The 15,064-nt window shown below is 72.9% G+C and carries 14 protein-coding genes; 3 read left to right on the top strand and 11 right to left on the bottom strand.

The features are described from left to right. Positions 1–253: 253 nt before the first annotated feature. The 4 genes from ACIBBA_RS16245 to ACIBBA_RS16230 all read right to left on the bottom strand — a co-directional run bounded on the left by ACIBBA_RS16245 (position 254) and on the right by ACIBBA_RS16230 (position 5,873). Positions 254–1,036 carry an SDR family NAD(P)-dependent oxidoreductase gene (locus ACIBBA_RS16245; protein WP_396697894.1) on the bottom strand — a complete coding sequence of 261 codons (783 nt, stop codon included), beginning with the start codon at positions 1,034–1,036 and terminating at the stop codon, positions 254–256. Between the two features lie 90 nt (positions 1,037–1,126). Continuing rightward, positions 1,127–2,740 carry a ricin-type beta-trefoil lectin domain protein gene (locus ACIBBA_RS16240; protein WP_396697892.1) on the bottom strand — a complete coding sequence of 538 codons (1,614 nt, stop codon included), beginning with the start codon at positions 2,738–2,740 and terminating at the stop codon, positions 1,127–1,129. A gap of 303 nt (positions 2,741–3,043) precedes the next feature. Further along, positions 3,044–5,302 carry an esterase-like activity of phytase family protein gene (locus tag ACIBBA_RS16235; RefSeq protein WP_396697890.1) on the bottom strand — a complete coding sequence of 753 codons (2,259 nt, stop codon included), beginning with the start codon at positions 5,300–5,302 and terminating at the stop codon, positions 3,044–3,046. Positions 5,303–5,450: 148 nt separating this feature from the next. Beyond that, positions 5,451–5,873, bottom strand: a complete 423-nt coding sequence (locus ACIBBA_RS16230) for a DUF2000 family protein (protein WP_396697888.1) — start codon at positions 5,871–5,873, stop codon at positions 5,451–5,453. A gap of 50 nt (positions 5,874–5,923) precedes the next feature. Between ACIBBA_RS16230 and ACIBBA_RS16225 the strand changes: the two genes are divergently transcribed. Further along, positions 5,924–6,736, top strand: a complete 813-nt coding sequence (locus tag ACIBBA_RS16225; protein WP_396697886.1) for an AraC family transcriptional regulator — start codon at positions 5,924–5,926, stop codon at positions 6,734–6,736. A 184-nt stretch (positions 6,737–6,920) separates the two neighbouring features. Further along, positions 6,921–7,742: an alpha/beta fold hydrolase gene (locus ACIBBA_RS16220; protein ID WP_396697884.1), complete on the top strand. Its 822-nt coding sequence runs from the start codon at positions 6,921–6,923 to the stop codon at positions 7,740–7,742. Between the two features lie 46 nt (positions 7,743–7,788). On the opposite strand, the gene ACIBBA_RS16215 is transcribed toward ACIBBA_RS16220, so the two are convergent. From ACIBBA_RS16215 to ACIBBA_RS16200, 4 genes are all read right to left on the bottom strand, one after another. Continuing rightward, complete coding sequence (locus ACIBBA_RS16215; RefSeq protein WP_396697882.1) at positions 7,789–8,622, bottom strand: helix-turn-helix transcriptional regulator; 834 nt, start codon at positions 8,620–8,622, stop codon at positions 7,789–7,791. 233 nt (positions 8,623–8,855) lie between these two features. Further along, positions 8,856–10,280: an aldehyde dehydrogenase family protein gene (locus ACIBBA_RS16210; RefSeq protein WP_396697880.1), complete on the bottom strand. Its 1,425-nt coding sequence runs from the start codon at positions 10,278–10,280 to the stop codon at positions 8,856–8,858. 83 nt (positions 10,281–10,363) lie between these two features. Further along, a complete protein-coding gene (locus ACIBBA_RS16205) occupies positions 10,364–11,107 on the bottom strand; it encodes a hypothetical protein (protein ID WP_396697878.1) in 744 nt (247 codons plus the stop codon). Continuing rightward, on the bottom strand, positions 11,104–11,607 hold the full coding sequence (locus ACIBBA_RS16200; RefSeq protein WP_396697876.1) for a SigE family RNA polymerase sigma factor: 504 nt from the start codon (positions 11,605–11,607) through the stop codon (positions 11,104–11,106). Before ACIBBA_RS16200 ends, ACIBBA_RS16205 begins: the two co-directional genes overlap by 4 nt. Positions 11,608–11,750: 143 nt before the next feature. Between ACIBBA_RS16200 and ACIBBA_RS16195 the strand changes: the two genes are divergently transcribed. Then, the gene (locus tag ACIBBA_RS16195; RefSeq protein WP_396697874.1) at positions 11,751–12,575 is read left to right on the top strand and encodes a DUF3152 domain-containing protein; all 825 of its coding nucleotides are present in this window, start codon (positions 11,751–11,753) and stop codon (positions 12,573–12,575) included. Between the two features lie 28 nt (positions 12,576–12,603). On the opposite strand, the gene ACIBBA_RS16190 is transcribed toward ACIBBA_RS16195, so the two are convergent. Genes ACIBBA_RS16190 through ACIBBA_RS16180 form a run of 3 tightly spaced genes read right to left on the bottom strand, consistent with a single transcriptional unit; the run spans position 12,604 to position 14,851 of the window. Then, positions 12,604–13,488, bottom strand: coding sequence for an SgcJ/EcaC family oxidoreductase (locus tag ACIBBA_RS16190; protein WP_396697871.1), 885 nt, complete (start codon positions 13,486–13,488; stop codon positions 12,604–12,606). 55 nt (positions 13,489–13,543) lie between these two features. Further along, entirely contained in the window at positions 13,544–14,512 is a 969-nt protein-coding gene (locus ACIBBA_RS16185; RefSeq protein ID WP_396697869.1) for an RNA polymerase subunit sigma-70, read from the bottom strand. A gap of 27 nt (positions 14,513–14,539) precedes the next feature. Then, positions 14,540–14,851, bottom strand: a complete 312-nt coding sequence (locus tag ACIBBA_RS16180) for an STAS domain-containing protein (protein ID WP_350870449.1) — start codon at positions 14,849–14,851, stop codon at positions 14,540–14,542. Positions 14,852–15,064 lie beyond the last annotated feature (213 nt).

Below are 15,064 nucleotides of genomic sequence, written 5' to 3'. Positions count from 1 at the left end.
GTTCTCGGGTGGTGAACGCGAAGAGCCAGGTCAGGCCGTCTGAGTGTGCCGTTCAAAACGTAAAATCGAACATGTTGTGGAACGGCGCATGTCGTTTCCCGGACAGGAATTCGTCGCCGCCATGGCGGCTGGGCACAAGCGCTGGCAATCGCTTTTGAACGGTGGTGGAGTCGTTCTTCCGACCCGACCTCATTCCCATTCGTGGGAAATGCGTCGGGTCATCGGGCGGCGGGGAGGCCCGCGACCGGCGGCGTCAGGGCAGGATGGCGTCGACGTAACCGCCGTCGACCCGCACCGCGCCCCCGGTGGTCGCCGACGCGAGCGGCGACGACAGGTAGACCACCATGTTCGCGATCTCCTCCGGCTCGATGAGCCGCTGCAGCAGCGACTGCGGGCGGTGCCGGAGCATGAACTCGCGCTGCGCGTCGTCCCAGGGCAGGTCGGTGCCGACCAGCGATCGCACGAAGTCCTCGACCCCGCCGGTGTGGGTCGGTCCGGCGATCACGCTGTTCACGGTGACGCCTGAACCGGCCGCCTCCTTGGCGAAGCCGCGGGAGACGGCCAGCAGCGCCGTCTTGGAGACGCCGTAGTGGATCATCTCGGTCGGGGTGACCACCGCGGAGTCGCTCGCGATGTACTGGATCCGGCCCCAGCCGCGCTCGCGCATTCCCGGCAGGTACTCCCGGGTCAGCCGCACGGCAGCCAGGACGTTCACCTCGAAGTAGCGCCGCCAGTCGTCGTCGGTGATCTCCAGCGCGGGTTGGGCGCCGAAGATGCCGAGGTTGTTGATCAGAATGTCGACCCGGGGGAGCAGGTCGAGCGCCGCCGCCGCCCCGTCGGCGGTCGCGACGTCGGCGGGTACCGCCACGAAGTCGCCCTCGCCCAGCTCGGCCAGGGCGCGGTCGACGGAGTCGGTCGAGCGTCCGTTCACCCCGACCCGGGCCCCCGCCGCGGCCAGTCCCGCGGCGATGGCGCGGCCGATGCCCTGGGTCGAGCCGGTGACGAGGGCGGTCCTACCGGAGAGATCTAGGCGCATGCCGCCCATTCTGCCGAACTCGGACGGGGCGGGCAGTCGCACGGATCACGGGGCCGGGCGCCGATCCGACGGCGCCCGACCCCGGCCCGGTCAGTTCGGGTTGTCGCCGTGGGTCAGCGTCTCCCACGCGACGAAGAGGTTGTTGCTGCCGGCGGGTCGCTGTTGGAGCGTGAGGGTCTGGGTGTTGGTCATCGTGTTGCCCAGGCGGTTGCCCATCGCGTTGAAGCCGACCTCGGTGATCGGGCCGAGGCCCCGGGTGAGGCTGCCGCCGCAGAGCCAGGAGGGCGCCGCCGTGCCGAGCTGGTAGGTCGAGTGGAAACCGAGGGCGTGCCGCAGTCGCTCGCCGACCTGGGGGTAGAGGTCCCGACCCTGGATCCGGGAGGTCTCCGCGACGTGCGAGATGGCGGAGATCCCGTACCCGGTGTGGGTGAAGTCGCGGCAGGTCTCCTGGGCCAGGCCGGCGACGAAGGTGGACTGGCCGTGCCAGTAGTTGATGATCTCGCTGCTGGTGTCCAGACCGCTGCCGGGCACCGTGTACGGCAGCGCCCCGTCGCTGGGCAGGTAGATGAAGGCCCTCGTCCGGTTGAGGAAGCGGGTGACCGCCGCGTCGTAGCTGGCCCGGTCGTCGAGGAAGACGGCGATGCCGACCGTGGCCTCCATCATGCTCAGCTCCCAGTTGCCGTTGCTGCTGGAGCCGTTGCGGACCATCGGCAGGTAGACGTTGCGCAGCATGGTGGCGAACCGGTTCGCGTTGGGCCAGCTGCTGTAGGTGTACTTGATGATCTCGGCGGCCCGGGGCCAGACCGAGCCCGCCCAGCCGGTCTGCAGCGGCGCGTTGCTGCCGGTGTGCGCGGTGATCGTCGCGGACCAGGCGTCCATGATCTGAATGGCCTTCTGGGCGTACCGGGCGTCGCCGGTCACGTACCAGGCGAGCGCGTCGGTGTACGCGGCGATCGCGTCCTCACGCTCGTCCGTGCAGCCGTAGTTGGGGTTGGAGTAGGAGCCGCACTCGACGACCGCGCGGGGCGCCGGGGTCCGCGACAGCGAGGCGTACCGGCTGCCCATCATCTGGTTGTAGGCCGCCGCCCACGGCTGCGCGCCGGCCTGCACCCGTCCCCGCACGAAGTCGAGCTGGCCGCGGCTGACCAGCACTCCGGGGTGGGTGAACCCGCCCGTGGGCGGCGTCGGCGGGGTGCCGCCGGTGGGCAGGCTCCAGGTCTGGTTGGCGGCGCCGGTGCAGGTCCAGATCTGCAACGGGGTGCCGTCGGCCGAGCTCGGGCCGGTCGCGTCGAGGCACTTGCCCGAGGTCGGGTTGACCACCTGCCCGGCGCTGTACGACCACCGCTGCGCCCCGGTGCCGTTGCAGTCGTAGATCTGCACCCGCGCGCCGTTGGCGGTGCTGGCGGCGGCGATGTCGAGGCACTTGCCGAGCGCCCGGATCGTGCCGTCGTCGGCCACGGTCCACTGCTGAGCCGTGGAGCCGTTGCAGGTGTAGAGCTGCACCTGGGTGCCGTTGGCGGGGTTCGCGGCGGCCACGTCGACGCACTTGCCGCCGTAGCCGGTGATGGCGCCCACGGTGGCCGCGGCGGCGGGTGGGGTGCCGAGCAGCAGGCTCACCGGCACGATGAGGACCGCCGCGGCGAGCGCGGCGGCCAGTCGGGTGCGGAGCCGGCGGGGAGCGACCCCGGCCAATCGTCGCGCCATGTCCTGGTCCTTTCCACCGCGCAGAGCGGTAGATCGGGACTCCGCCGACGCGCGGGCACGCCGGTCACCGGTGGGGCTCTGGCAGGGGTGCCGGGAGTTCGGTGGCGGGCGCTCGTCCGGGACGGCGAATCCAACTGTAAAGTGTGTTAAGTATTACAGGCATGGGCATTGATATCAATGTCTTGCGGGTGGGGCGAATCCCGTGACGGCCGGCGGACCCCACCATCGTCGTCGCCGAGCAACGCGGACCATGGATGGAAGGAGGCCCCCGGCGCACTGCGCCGGGGGCCGTCCGTCCGCCGCCTACCGCAGGCCGGGTACGTCGAGAACGATGAGCTCGGTGTCGTCCGCGCGCCCCGCGATGCGCCCGTCGTTGCCGGGGAAGTTGTTGTCGTTGGCGACGAGCACCCGGTCACCGCCGAGCGGCAGGACCGACTCGACCGACTGCAACGGGAAGGAGAAGAGCGGGCCGACGCCGTACTCGCCCGGGCGGGCCGGGGTGGAGACGCCGTCCGGGTCGGCGACTCGCATCAGGTCGACCGCGGTGCGGCGGGTCAGGTAGCCGTCGCTACCGACCTGGTCGAGGTCGGTGACGACCAGACGCTTGACCAGCGTCTGCGGCCCCATGGCGTTGTCCCGCTCGATCAGCAGCAGCCGCCGCCCGTCGAGCACCGCCGCGTCGCCGACCAGCAGGGACGGGTCGTCAACCCGGAACGACCAGGTACGGCCGCTGTAGCGGTTGGCCCGCACGTCGAACTCGTAGACGACCCGACGCCGCTGGTCGGGGTCGGCCGTCTTCGCGCCCTCCAGAATCGGGTAGAGGGTCCACCCGTCCTGGCTGACCGCCATCGCCTCGAAGCCGTTGCTGGCGCGCAGGGTCGGGGTCTCGCCCGGCGCGAGATCCGGCGACTGGGGCGACTTGGTGCCGTCCGGCAGCGGGATCGGCGCCTGGAGCACCTTGCCGGTCCGATCGGTACGGATCAGGTACGGGCCGAACTCGTCACCGATCCACAGGTCACCCCGCGCGTCCCGGGCCAGCGACTCGATGTCGAAGTCCGCGCCGGTCAGCAACCGGTCGCGGGTGCCACCGTTGACGATCGGGAACGGCACCTTGCGGTCCGGGTCGCGGAAGCTGATGTGTCCATCGATCTTCACGCGGTGGGTGCCGTACTTCGGCTCGATCTCGTAGGCCCGCAACATGAAGTCGGCCGAGTTGGTCTTCGCACCGAAGCCGTTGTCGGGCATGGCGAGCAGCCGCTCGCCGGAGCGGTCGCCGGCGCGCGCCGGAATCACCGCGGAGAAGCCGGGGATGGGCTGGCCGGGGAAGGGCGGCGCGATCCCGTTGACCGGGGTCGGCGCGAGCTGGGTGCCGGAGACCGGGCCGGGCTGGTAGGCGGTCGCCGAGACCAGCGCCCGACTCCGCAGGCTCACCTCGGGGCGCAGCGTCACCGACAGCGCGTACACCCGGGTGGTCTGGGTGGCGCTGCCGTTGTCGTCCGAGACGAGGTAGAGGGCGCGGCGGCCGCCGGGCAGCGGACCGCCGAGCGCGGCACCCTCGATGTTGTCCAGCAGCGGGTTGGGCTGCGGCTGCTTGGTGGTCGCGCCGGACGGCGGGCAGTCGGCGATGTCGACCAGCAACTCCTTGCCCAGCCACGAACGCTGGTCAGTCACCGTCGACAGGGACGGCACGGCGGAGACATCCGGCGCGCCGGTCGCGGAAACGCGGTACACCCGGACGGTGTTGCCCACGCCGGTGGTGAAACCCCGCTCCACGGCGAGCAGCTGGTCGTCGCCGAGCGCCAACAGCTCCACCAGGCCGAGGTTGGCGTCGGTGCGGTACGCGTACTGGGCGCTCGGGGTGTAGGCGGCGCCCTCGCGGCCGGCGTACCGGATGATCCGCTGCAGGCCCCGGCCCTCGGCGTCGCGGCCGTCCGCGGCCAGTGGCCCCTCCATCCCGGCGTAGAGCGTCCGATGGTCCGGGGTGGTGGCGAGCGCCTCGAAGGTCTGGTTGACCGTGGCCTCCCCGGCCGGGGTGACCTGGAACCGGGCCGGCACCGGCAACGACGCGATCTCCCGGCCGTCGGAGAGCCGGAACCGCCGGATGGACGGCTCCCGCTCCGAACTGGCCAGCACGGTGGCCCCGCCGCGCTCGGCGACGAGCCCCTCGCCGTCGAAGTCCGCGCCGGTGTACGGCGTGCCGTCCGGACGGGTGAGCACGGTGACGTCGCGGACGGCCACGTCGACCCCGCGCCGGTCGGTCTCCAGCCCCAGCTCGTACACGCGCGCCGGGGTGGTGCCGATGTTGTCCACCAGCGCCAGGGCCCGCGACGGTCGGGCGAACGCCAGCGCGGAGAGACCGGCGACCGGGGTGCCCCGGAAGGTGGTCTTGTCGAGGGCGTCGGAGAAGCCGAGCAGCGACGCGTCCGGCGCGCAGCTCGCCCCCGCGGCGGGGTGCCCGGGGTCCGGGTGCGTCGGGGCGCCGAGCGCCGGCGCGGCCGCGAACAGCGAGATCGCGGCCGCGCCGATCGAGACGACGCGCGCCCGTATCGAAGAGGTACCCACATTGCCTCCAGCATGCTGTGGACGGTCGTTACCGCCGGGCCTGATGCAAACGGCCGCGGCCCGCCACCCTGGAACCCCCGCCGGAACATGGCATGAACACCCGGTGCACGATGCCCGTGCCGGCGCGCCCGGCGCCCCGCCGCCGGGGTCAGGGATGCATCCGGGCACCCTTGAGGACCTTGTCCACCACGTTGCGCGGGGCGTGCAGCGCCAACCCGACCAGGTCGAGCTTGTCGCGGCCGACCGCCCGGACGGCCGCGCGGTTGTCCCGGTCGTTGCCGGTGGCGAAGAGCTCCCGCGTGAAGACCGAGATGCGCAGCCCGCGGCCGAGCGCGCGGGAGTGCGCACCGGTCAACGTGGACCGGTCGCCGACGAGGACCAGCACCGGTTGGCGGAACATCGGCAGGTAGCGGGTGTCGTCCGCGTCCCGGTACTCCTCGCCGAGCAGGTCCGCCTCGGTGTGCGCGATGCCGCTGATTAGAAAGGCGGTGACGTTCAGCCGCTGCCAGGTCGCCAGGTCGTCGCTGAGCAGGACGGCAATCTTGGTGGGAAAGCGGATCGGTTCGGTCATGGCGTCGAGCCTGTCCGCCCGTGGACCCGCCGGTCTTGTACGTTCTTAGCGTGGCCAGCCCGGCGGCCGGTGCGCACGTCAGCGCCTGGCGACCCGCCGTGGCCGGGGTCGCCGAGGTCTTCCACGCCCATTTCGTCGACCACGCGTACCCGTCGCACACCCACGACGCCTGGACGCTGCTGATCGTCGACGACGGGGCGGTCCGCTACGACCTGGACCGGCACCGGCACGGCGCGTTGCCGACGTCGGTCACGTTGCTGCCTCCGTACGTGCCGCACGACGGCCGCTCCGCCACCCGACACGGCTTCCGCAAGCGGGTGCTGTACCTCGACACGTCGGTGCTCGGCGCGGACCTCGCCGGCCGGGCCGTCGGCCGGCCGAGCCTGGCCGACCCGAGGCTGCGGTACCGGATCCACCAGCTCCACCAGGTGCTCGCCCGGCCCGGGGACGAGCTGGAGGCCGACAGTCGGCTCGCGTTCGTCCTGGAACGGCTCGGCCGGCACCTACGCCGGCAGACCCCGGCCACCGTCCGGCAGTCCGACCGTGGTCTCGCCGTGCGGATGCGCGAGCTGCTGGACGCGCGGACCGCCGAGGGCCTCACCCTGCGTGAGGCGGGGGAGTTGCTCCATGCGCACCCGACCCATCTGGTCCGGACGTTCACCCGCGTGCACGGGCTGCCGCCGCACGCGTACCTGACCAGCCGGCGGATCGACCTCGCCCGCCGCCTGCTCCTCGCCGGCCAGCGCCCCGCCGACGTCGCGGCCGCCGCCGGTTTCTTCGACCAGGCCCATCTGACCCGGCACTTCACCCGCCATCTCGGGGTCGGCCCGGCCCGCTACGCGCGGCCCGACCCGGCCCGGTGATCTGTGCGCCGTTCGGCCGAAGCGGCCGTGCCGGCCGGTTGCCGCACCTAGCATCGGGAAGAGCGGCCCGGGCCCACCGTCGGCGGGGTCTTCGCTGCGGCGGTCGCCGTCCGCACGCCCGGCGCCGGCAACCCTGCGCCTGCCGCCGCCACTCGCGACTGTCAGAACGACGGGGGAGCACCGCATGAGCTACATCAAGGCCAAGGACGACACCAAGATCTACTACAAGGACTGGGGCTCGGGTCCGGTCGTCACCTTCTCCCACGGCTGGCCACTGAGCGCCGACGCCTGGGACGGGCAGATGCTCTTCCTCGTCCAGAACGGCTTCCGGGTGGTCGCCCACGACCGTCGTGGGCACGGCCGGTCGGGTCAGGCCAGCGCCGGCAACGACATGGACGGGTACGCCGACGACCTGGCCGCGGTCATCGAGGCGCTCGACCTGCGCGACGCCACCCTGGTCGGGCACTCGACCGGTGGCGGCGAGGTGGCGCGCTACATCGGCCGGCACGGTACGAGCCGGGTCGCCAAGGCCGTGCTCATCTCGGCCGTGCCGCCGATCATGGTGCAGTCCCCGGACAACCCGGAGGGGCTGCCGATCAACGTCTTCGACGACCTGCGGGCCCAGCTCTTCGCCGACCGGTCGCAGTTCTACCAGGACCTGGCGCAGATGTTCTACGGCGCGAACCGCAAGGGCGCGAAGGTCTCCAAGGGGATCCTCGACCAGTTCTGGCTGTGGAGCATGCAGTCCGGGCTGTGGAACGCGTACCAGAGCATCAAGGCCTTCTCGGAGACGGACTTCCGGGCAGACCTTGCGAAGTTCGACGTCCCCACGCTGGTCATGCACGGCGAGGACGACCAGATCGTCCCGGTCAAGGACTCGGCGCACAAGACCGCCCAGCTCGTGGCGAACGCGCAGGAGATCTACTACCCGGGCGCGCCGCACGGCGTCACGGCGACGATGCAGGACCAGGTGAACAAGGACCTGCTCGCCTTCCTGCGGAGCTGACCGCTGCGGATCCCTCGCCGGCCCGGCCGAGCCGCCGGGCGAGCGGTCAGACCCGCTGGGCGCCGATGACGGAGAGCAGGCGGAGCTTGTCGTCGCTCTCCGAGCCGGGCACGGCGGTGTAGACCAGCAGCGTCTGGGACTCATCCGGATCCACCAGGACCTGGCAGTGCAGCTCCAACGAGCCGACCTCGGGGTGCTGGAACCGCTTCGGCGGGCAGTACGAGCCCGGCACCGGGTGCTCCCGCCACAGCTCGGCGAACTCCGTGCTGGCCGCGAGCAGCGCGTCGACGATTGCCGCGGCCCGCGACGCCCGGCCGTCCCGGGTGTACGCGGCGTGCAGGTGCGCGGCGATGAGCCGGCTCTGCGTGGCGTGGTCCGCGGCCGGGTGCCGCAGCCGCGCCGCCGGGTCGGTGAACCAGCGGTAGTGCACGCTGCTGGCCAGCCCGGTGTGCCGGGTCTCGTCGCCGAGCAGCGCGACCGCCGGCGCGGTCTGCGCCAGGGTCTCGCCGAGGTGGTTCACCACCTGGGCGGGGGTGTCGTGCAGCCGGTCGAGGATCCGCATCATCCCCGGGTTGACGTGGTCGGCCCGCACGGCCCGGCGCGGGACGGCGTGCCCGGCGAGCTGGAACAGGTGGTCCCGCTCGGCCAGCGAGAGCCGCAGGCCCCGGGCCAGCGCGGCGAGCATCTGCTCGGAGGGGTGCGCTCCGCGCTGCTGCTCCAGCCGGCTGTAGTAGTCGGTCGACATCCCGCTGAGCGCGGCGACCTCCTCGCGCCGCAGCCCACCGGTGCGCCGACGCCGGCCCCGGGGCAGCCCGACGTCCTCGGGCTGCAGCGCGTCCCGGCGGGTACGCAGGAAGCTGGCGAGTTGTGCGCGGTCCACGGTGGGTCTCTCCTTCCGGCCCGCACGGCTCGGGCGGCACACCGTCCGGTACAACGGGTTGCCCGGCGGCCCTGTTCCTCGCTCCACCCTCGCTCCGCCGACGGCCGTTATCCAGGGCGGATCAGTCCCTGGCTTCAGGAGCCGCGTAGACCACAGCGGCACCATCAGCCCCGTGGTCCACGCGCTTGCGGACGGCCCCGGCCCGATGGTCCGGCCGGGGCCGTCCGTCGGAATCAGCGCTGGATGGACTTGGTCTCCAGGAACTCCTCCAGCCCGAAGCGGCCGAACTCACGGCCGTTGCCGGACTGCCGGTAGCCGCCGAACGGGGCGAGCGGGTTCCAGTGACCACCGTTCACGTCGACCTGACCCGCCCGCAGCCGCCGGGCGACCGCCAGCGCGTGCTCCGGTGCGCCGAAGACCCCGCTGGTCAGGCCGTACACCGTGCCGTTGGCGATCGCGACGGCCTCCTCCTCGTCGGCGTACGGGATGATCGTCAGCACCGGACCGAAGATCTCCTCCTGGGCGATCGCGGACCGCGGGTCGACGTCGGCGAAGATCGTCGGCCGGACGTAGGCGCCCTTCGCCAGGCCCTCCGGCCGGCCCGGGCCGCCGAAAACCAGTCGCGCGCCGTCGGCGATGCCCCGCTCGATGTACCCGTGGACCTTCTCCCGGTGCGCCTCGGAGGCCATCGGGCCGATCCGGGTCGCCTCATTGGTCGGGTCGCCCACCGTGTGCTGCTTCGCCGCCTCGACGGCCAGCGCGACGACCTCCTCCTGACGGGCCGCCGGGACCAGCATCCGCGGCCACGCGCCGCAGACCTGGCCGCCGTTGGCGAACGCCATCATCACGCCGGCGGTGACCGCCTGCGGCAGGTCGGCGTCGTCGAGGATGACGGTCGCGCCCTTGCCGCCCAGCTCCAGCGCGACCCGCTTGACGGTCTCCCCGGCCACGGCGGAGATGCGCCGCCCGGCGCGGGTGGAGCCGGTGAAGGAGATCATGTCGACGTCCGGGTGGGCGGAGATGGCCTCCCCGACGACCGGGCCGGTGCCGTACACGACGTTGAACACGCCGGCCGGCACGCCCGCCGCGGCGACGACCTCGGCGAGGATCCCCGCGGTCAGCGGCGCGTTCTCGGACGGCTTGAAGACCATGGTGTTCCCCGCGAGCAGCGCCGGCGCCAGCTTGGAGACGACCTGTTGCAGCGGGAAGTTCCACGGCGTGATCGCACCGACCACGCCGATCGGCTCGCGGACGATCAGCGAGTTGCCGATTTCCTCGGTCCACGGGAACTCCCCGGCGAGGCCGGCGATGGACTCGATCACGGCGGCGGGGAAGCCGACCTGGGCGGTCCGGGACAGGCTGATCGGGGAGCCCATCTCGGCGGTGATCGCGGTGGCGATCTCCTCCTGGCGGGCGGCGAGACCCGCGCCGACCCGGCGTAGCAGGTCGGCCCGCTCCGCCGGGGTGAACGCGGCCCAGCCGGGGAAGGCGGCCCGGGCGGCGGCGACGGCCCGGTCGACGTCGGCGGCGGTGCCGGCCGGTGTCTCCGCGACGAGGTCGCCGGTCGCCGGGTTGACGACGGGAAGGGTGCCGGCCGAGCCGGCGACGGTCTCGCCACCGATCCAGTGGCCGGTGACGGGGTAGGTCGAAGTGGTCATGGACCGACCGTGGCACCCGCCCGGAACCCCATCCAGGTGCGGTTTATCCAGGGTCCGGCGATCCATGGCTGCGGGCCCGGATGTCAGAGCCGCCGGTCGGCCGCGTCCCGGGCGACGATGCCGTCCAACTCGACCCCCGGCGCCAGCGACTCCGGATGGAACCAGAAGATCACCACCTGCGGATCCTCGCTCCACCTCGCCAGCCGGGCGGTGATCTGACGGCCGTCGGCGGTGCCGACGATCCGCTTGGCGGGCCCGACGAAGTAACCGAAGGTCGGCACCGGGCTGCGGTGCGGCGGGAAGCCCTGCTGGTCGTTACCGATCTGGTGGAAACCGGGCCGGCGGTCGAAGCCCTCGACGTCGTTGACCAGATAGTCCGAGGTCAGCTCCCCACCGGCGGAGCGCCGGCCGGCGACCAACCCCATCGTCACCCGGGGCGCCGCGGGCACGTCGACCGGAACGAAGTAGAAGACCCGCTCCTCGTCGCCGTACCGCAGGTCGGTCCGCACCACCGCGCCGAGCGGTTTCGGGCGCGGCTCCCACGGGCTCGCGGTGGTGGAGGGCGACGGCAGCGCCTCGCGGGCGGCCGGCGCGGTGCCGACCGGACCGGGCTGTGGCGAGGGCTGCGGTGGGCCGGCCAGTTGCCCGACGACTGCGACACCGAAGACGAGCACCGCCACCGAGAGCGCCGCCGCGCCGGTGCCGGCAAGTTGGCGACGCAGGCGCAGTCGACGCCCCGCCCGCATGATCCCGGCCAGGTCGAGGCTGTCCCGATCGCCGCGTTCGGTCGTCCGCATCGCCTGCCGGAGCCGCTCCGCCTCGTTCATCGCCGGGTCCCCTCGGGCTGCGGCGCGCCGGCGCCGGCGATGCGCAGCTTCTCCAGGGCGCGGGAGCTGGTGCTCTTCACCGTCCCGACCGAGACGTCGAGTTCGCGGGCCACCTGGGACTCCGGAAGGTCGAAGTAGTAGCGCAGTACGACGATGGCGCGCTCCCGAGGGCTGAGCGTGCCGAGGATGGCGAGCAACCAGCGCCGGGTGACCACCTCGTCGGCGACGTCGCCGCGGCGTTGCTCCGGGACGTCGTCGCGGGGGTACTCGCGGATCGGCCGGCGCCAGCCGTCGACGAGATGGTTGACCAGGATCCGGCGGGCGTAGCCGTAGGCGTCGTTGTCGCGGACCCGGGCCCACGACGCGTAGGTGCGGACCAGGGCGGTCTGCGCGACGTCCTCGGCCTGGTGGTGGTCGCCGGTCATCAGGAAGGCCGCGTGCACCAGCCGCCCCGACGCCGCCCGGGCGAACTCGACGAACTCGGCGTCACCCCGGGCCATGGCCGGCCTTCGCGTACCCCACGGGGGAGAGGACGAGTGGGACGGGCGAAAGGTTGAGTCCGTAAGAGATCAACTTTTTGACCGGTCCGCTCGTCCTCTTCCCTGCGCACCACCGACCCCCGGTGGGAGGCGAGGGGAGGCACATGACCAGCAAGACTACGGGCCGGGCACCGGGCGGATCAGCGGCGTCGGCGCTGACCGCCCTGCTCTGCGCCGCGCTGCTCGCCGGCTGCGGGCTGCCGGCCAGCGGTCGGCCCGCCGCTGCCGAGCCGGTCCGGCCGCCCGCCGGTCGGCCCGCCGGCGGGATCGCCAGCACCGCCGCGCCCGTGGCGTCACCACCGCCCCGACCCGCCGCGGTCAGCTATCCGGCGGACGGCGGCGGCCAGTGGCAGGTGGCCGCCGCCGAGCCGTCGGCCCGGCGTGGCGACGGCCGGCTGCTGCGCTACCGGGTGGCGGTGGAGCGTGACATCCGGGGCCTGCCGGTGGCGGACGTCGCGGCGGAGGTCACCCGGACGTTGTCCGGCCCGCGCGGCTGGACCGCCGACGGGGAGCGGACCCTGCGGCGGGTCGGCCCCGGCCAGCGCGCCGACTTCACCATCTACCTGGCCACCCCCGGCACCCGCGACGAGCTGTGCCAGGACCGGCCGGACGGCTACACCTCCTGCCGCAACGGCGACCGGGTGGTCCTCAACGTCGCTCGCTGGGTGAAGGGCGCGCCGGGTTACGGCGCCAGCCTCGCCACCTACCGCCGCTACATGGTCAACCACGAGGTCGGGCACCGGCTCGGCTTCGGGCACGAGCGGTGCCCGGGCCGGGGCCGGCCGGCGCCGGTGATGCAGCAGCAGACCCTGGGGCTGCACGGCTGCACCGCCAACGCCGACCCGTTCCTCGACGGCGAGCGTTACCACGGCGTCTCCGGCGCGTACGACGACCCCATTCCGCCCCGGGAGCGGGGCCGCTCCGGCTGACCCGTCGGCGCCGGCGCGGGCGGACCGGTCACGGCCGCAGGTCGGCGCGCGCCTCGCCGGTGCCCGGGTCGTACGGGATGGAGAGATGCTGGTGGATCATCTGCCACGACCCGCCGGTCCTGCGGAACACCCGGGTGCCCCGTGACCAGCTCTCCTCGGTCCGGCCGGGGGACTGCTCGGCCCGGATGCGGTTCAACCCCCAGGCGACGGCGAGGTCGTCGCGGGCGATGACGGTCAGGTCGGGCACCTCCCAGCTGACCGGCCCGCTGCTCGCGTCGAGGCCGCGCCGGCAGACCTCGCGTACGACGTCGATACCGAGGTGCCGCAGCGGCCCGTCGTGCTCGTAGGAGACGACGTCGTCGTCGATGTGCGCCATCAGGCCGTCGAGGTCACCGGCGGCGGTGCGGTCGAACCAGTGCCGGTGGATCGCCCGGACCTGCTCCTCCGCGCCGGCCGTGTCCTGCTCCCCGGCCGTGTCCTGCTCGCCCGACGTGTCGGCGAAGGAGTGGTGCTCGTGCGTGACCACCCACCGTCCGTGCGTCTTGCGCAGCCCGATGGTGAGGCGCAGGTGATGGCCCGGGTCGCGGGCCAGGTCCTGCGGGGTTCCGCAGCGCAGCAGGGCGTGCGCGAACGCGACGTCGTCGCCGGCGGTCACCTCCAGCGAGATGATCTCGAAGGCGGCGCCCTGTGCCTGCCACCGAAAGAACGGGGGCCAGGTGTCGCGGTAGGCGGCGAGGCCGCGGACCCCGTCGTGCGGTGGCGGTACGTCGAACATCACGATGTCGTCGGCGTGGTCGGCGAGCACGGTGTCCAGGTCGCCGGTGTGCACCGCCGCCGCCCAGCGCTCGATCAGCTCGGTGACGAGCCGCCGGTCGTCCGCGCCGCTGGCGCCGCCGTGCGTTTCGGTCTGCATGCTGTTGCCTCCTGCGGGTCGTGGTCACCGGTACAACCCGCGCGGCGGCCCGAACTCATCGCGCCGGCTGACCGGCGATCTCCGTCGGCAGGCCGAACGAGGGGAAGTCGGCGGTCAGGAACGACACGACCTCGGTGACCGCCGAACCGCGCACGGCCAGCAGGTCCAGCCCGGCGGCCAGCCAGCTGCCCCGGTCGTCGTCCCACCGGTAGGTGCCGAAGGTCAGCTGCCCGTTGGCCGAGGCGGGTAGGAAACGCCAACGTCGCGCGGTGGTCACCTCGACGAGGAAGGCGCGGATGCTCAGCCGGCCCTGGTACACGACGGGAAGCGGTGGCATCGAGTAGCGGGCGTCCTCGGCGAGCAGGGCGACGATCGCGTCGACGTTCCCCTGCTCCCACGCGGTCGCGTACCGCTGTGCCAATTCGCGGACCGCCCGGTCGCCGAGCAGGCGCAGCGTCCGCTGCTGGCTGGCCTCGGGCCGCAGCCCGTCGAGTCTCGCGCGGGCCCGTTGCAGGGCGCTGTTCACGGCGGGGACCGTGGTGTCCAGCAGGCCGGCCACCTCGCGGGCGCTGAACCCGAGGACCTCGCGCAGCAGCAGCACGGCCCGCTGCGCAGCGGTGAGGTGCCGCAGAGCGGCGACGAACGCCAGCTCGACGCCTTCGCGGGCCAGCACGCGGGCCTCCGGGGTCAGCGCCCGCGCCCACTCGAGCCGGCCGTCCGGGTACGGCTGCACCTGCGTCGCCTCCACCGAGAGGTCGGCCGGCACCTCCCGGTGGCCGCGACGCGCCAACATGGTGAGGCAGCGGTTGGTGGCGATCTTGTAGAGCCACGGCCGGATCCCGCCGCGATCCTCGTACCGCGCCAGCCCGCGCCACGCCCGTACCAGGGTCTCCTGGACGGCGTCGTCGGCGTCGTGCGGCGAGCCCAGCATCCGGTAGCAGTGCGCGTGCAATTCCCCGCGGAACGCCTCGATCAGCTCGGCGCGGCCGTCGACCGGACCGGTGTCCTGCGCTGCGGGCAGCATCCGAGCATCGTCGCACGCCGCGGGCGGTCAGGCGCGTACCGGACGTAACCGTTGGTGCGGGACGCCGGACGCGCACAGCAGATCCGCGACTCCGGCCGACGGGTTGTCGAGGAAGACGGCGACACCGAGTTCGTCGGCCACCGGGACGATCGCCACCAGCGTCCCGACGTTGATGTCGTCCAGACCGCTGACCTCCGCGAGGTCGACCACCAGCCGGTACGGGCGCACCCGGCGGATCAGGTGCACGAGGAGCTGACGTAGCTCGACCGCCGCGTCGACGCCGACGTCACCGCGAGGCTGCAGCACGACCGTGCCGTCGTCGCTCGTCCGTACGGTCAACGGCGGATTCGCCACGCATCTCCCATCCCGCGCACGTGGTCAGTTGCCACCGCCCACGCTAATGTCCGCGTCCCCGTTCGGACAGAACTGGCGAGGGAGGAAATCACCCGTCACGTCACTCCCGACGAACCGGGGTGAAAACCCTGCAGCCCGATCCGCCGGGCGCGCGCCCCGGGTGTCCACGTGCCCGTGGCCCGGCATTCACGTCCGGTG

Source organism: Micromonospora sp. NPDC051006 (assembly GCF_044456245.1).
Taxonomy (GTDB): domain Bacteria; phylum Actinomycetota; class Actinomycetes; order Mycobacteriales; family Micromonosporaceae; genus Micromonospora.
This window is presented reverse-complemented; position numbering and strand designations above follow the sequence as displayed.

Excerpts from the sequence above, each read along its gene's own strand:
- ACIBBA_RS16245 (WP_396697894.1), bottom strand. The coding sequence starts at position 1,036 with ATGCGCCTAGATCTCTCCGGTAGGACCGCCCTCGTCACCGGCTCGACC.
- ACIBBA_RS16240 (WP_396697892.1), bottom strand. The coding sequence starts at position 2,740 with ATGGCGCGACGATTGGCCGGGGTCGCTCCCCGCCGGCTCCGCACCCGA.
- ACIBBA_RS16230 (WP_396697888.1), bottom strand. The coding sequence starts at position 5,873 with ATGACCGAACCGATCCGCTTTCCCACCAAGATTGCCGTCCTGCTCAGC.
- ACIBBA_RS16220 (WP_396697884.1), top strand. The coding sequence starts at position 6,921 with ATGAGCTACATCAAGGCCAAGGACGACACCAAGATCTACTACAAGGAC.
- ACIBBA_RS16210 (WP_396697880.1), bottom strand. The coding sequence starts at position 10,280 with ATGACCACTTCGACCTACCCCGTCACCGGCCACTGGATCGGTGGCGAG.
- ACIBBA_RS16205 (WP_396697878.1), bottom strand. The coding sequence starts at position 11,107 with ATGAACGAGGCGGAGCGGCTCCGGCAGGCGATGCGGACGACCGAACGC.
- ACIBBA_RS16200 (WP_396697876.1), bottom strand. The coding sequence starts at position 11,607 with ATGGCCCGGGGTGACGCCGAGTTCGTCGAGTTCGCCCGGGCGGCGTCG.
- ACIBBA_RS16195 (WP_396697874.1), top strand. The coding sequence starts at position 11,751 with ATGACCAGCAAGACTACGGGCCGGGCACCGGGCGGATCAGCGGCGTCG.
- ACIBBA_RS16190 (WP_396697871.1), bottom strand. The coding sequence starts at position 13,488 with ATGCAGACCGAAACGCACGGCGGCGCCAGCGGCGCGGACGACCGGCGG.
- ACIBBA_RS16185 (WP_396697869.1), bottom strand. The coding sequence starts at position 14,512 with ATGCTGCCCGCAGCGCAGGACACCGGTCCGGTCGACGGCCGCGCCGAG.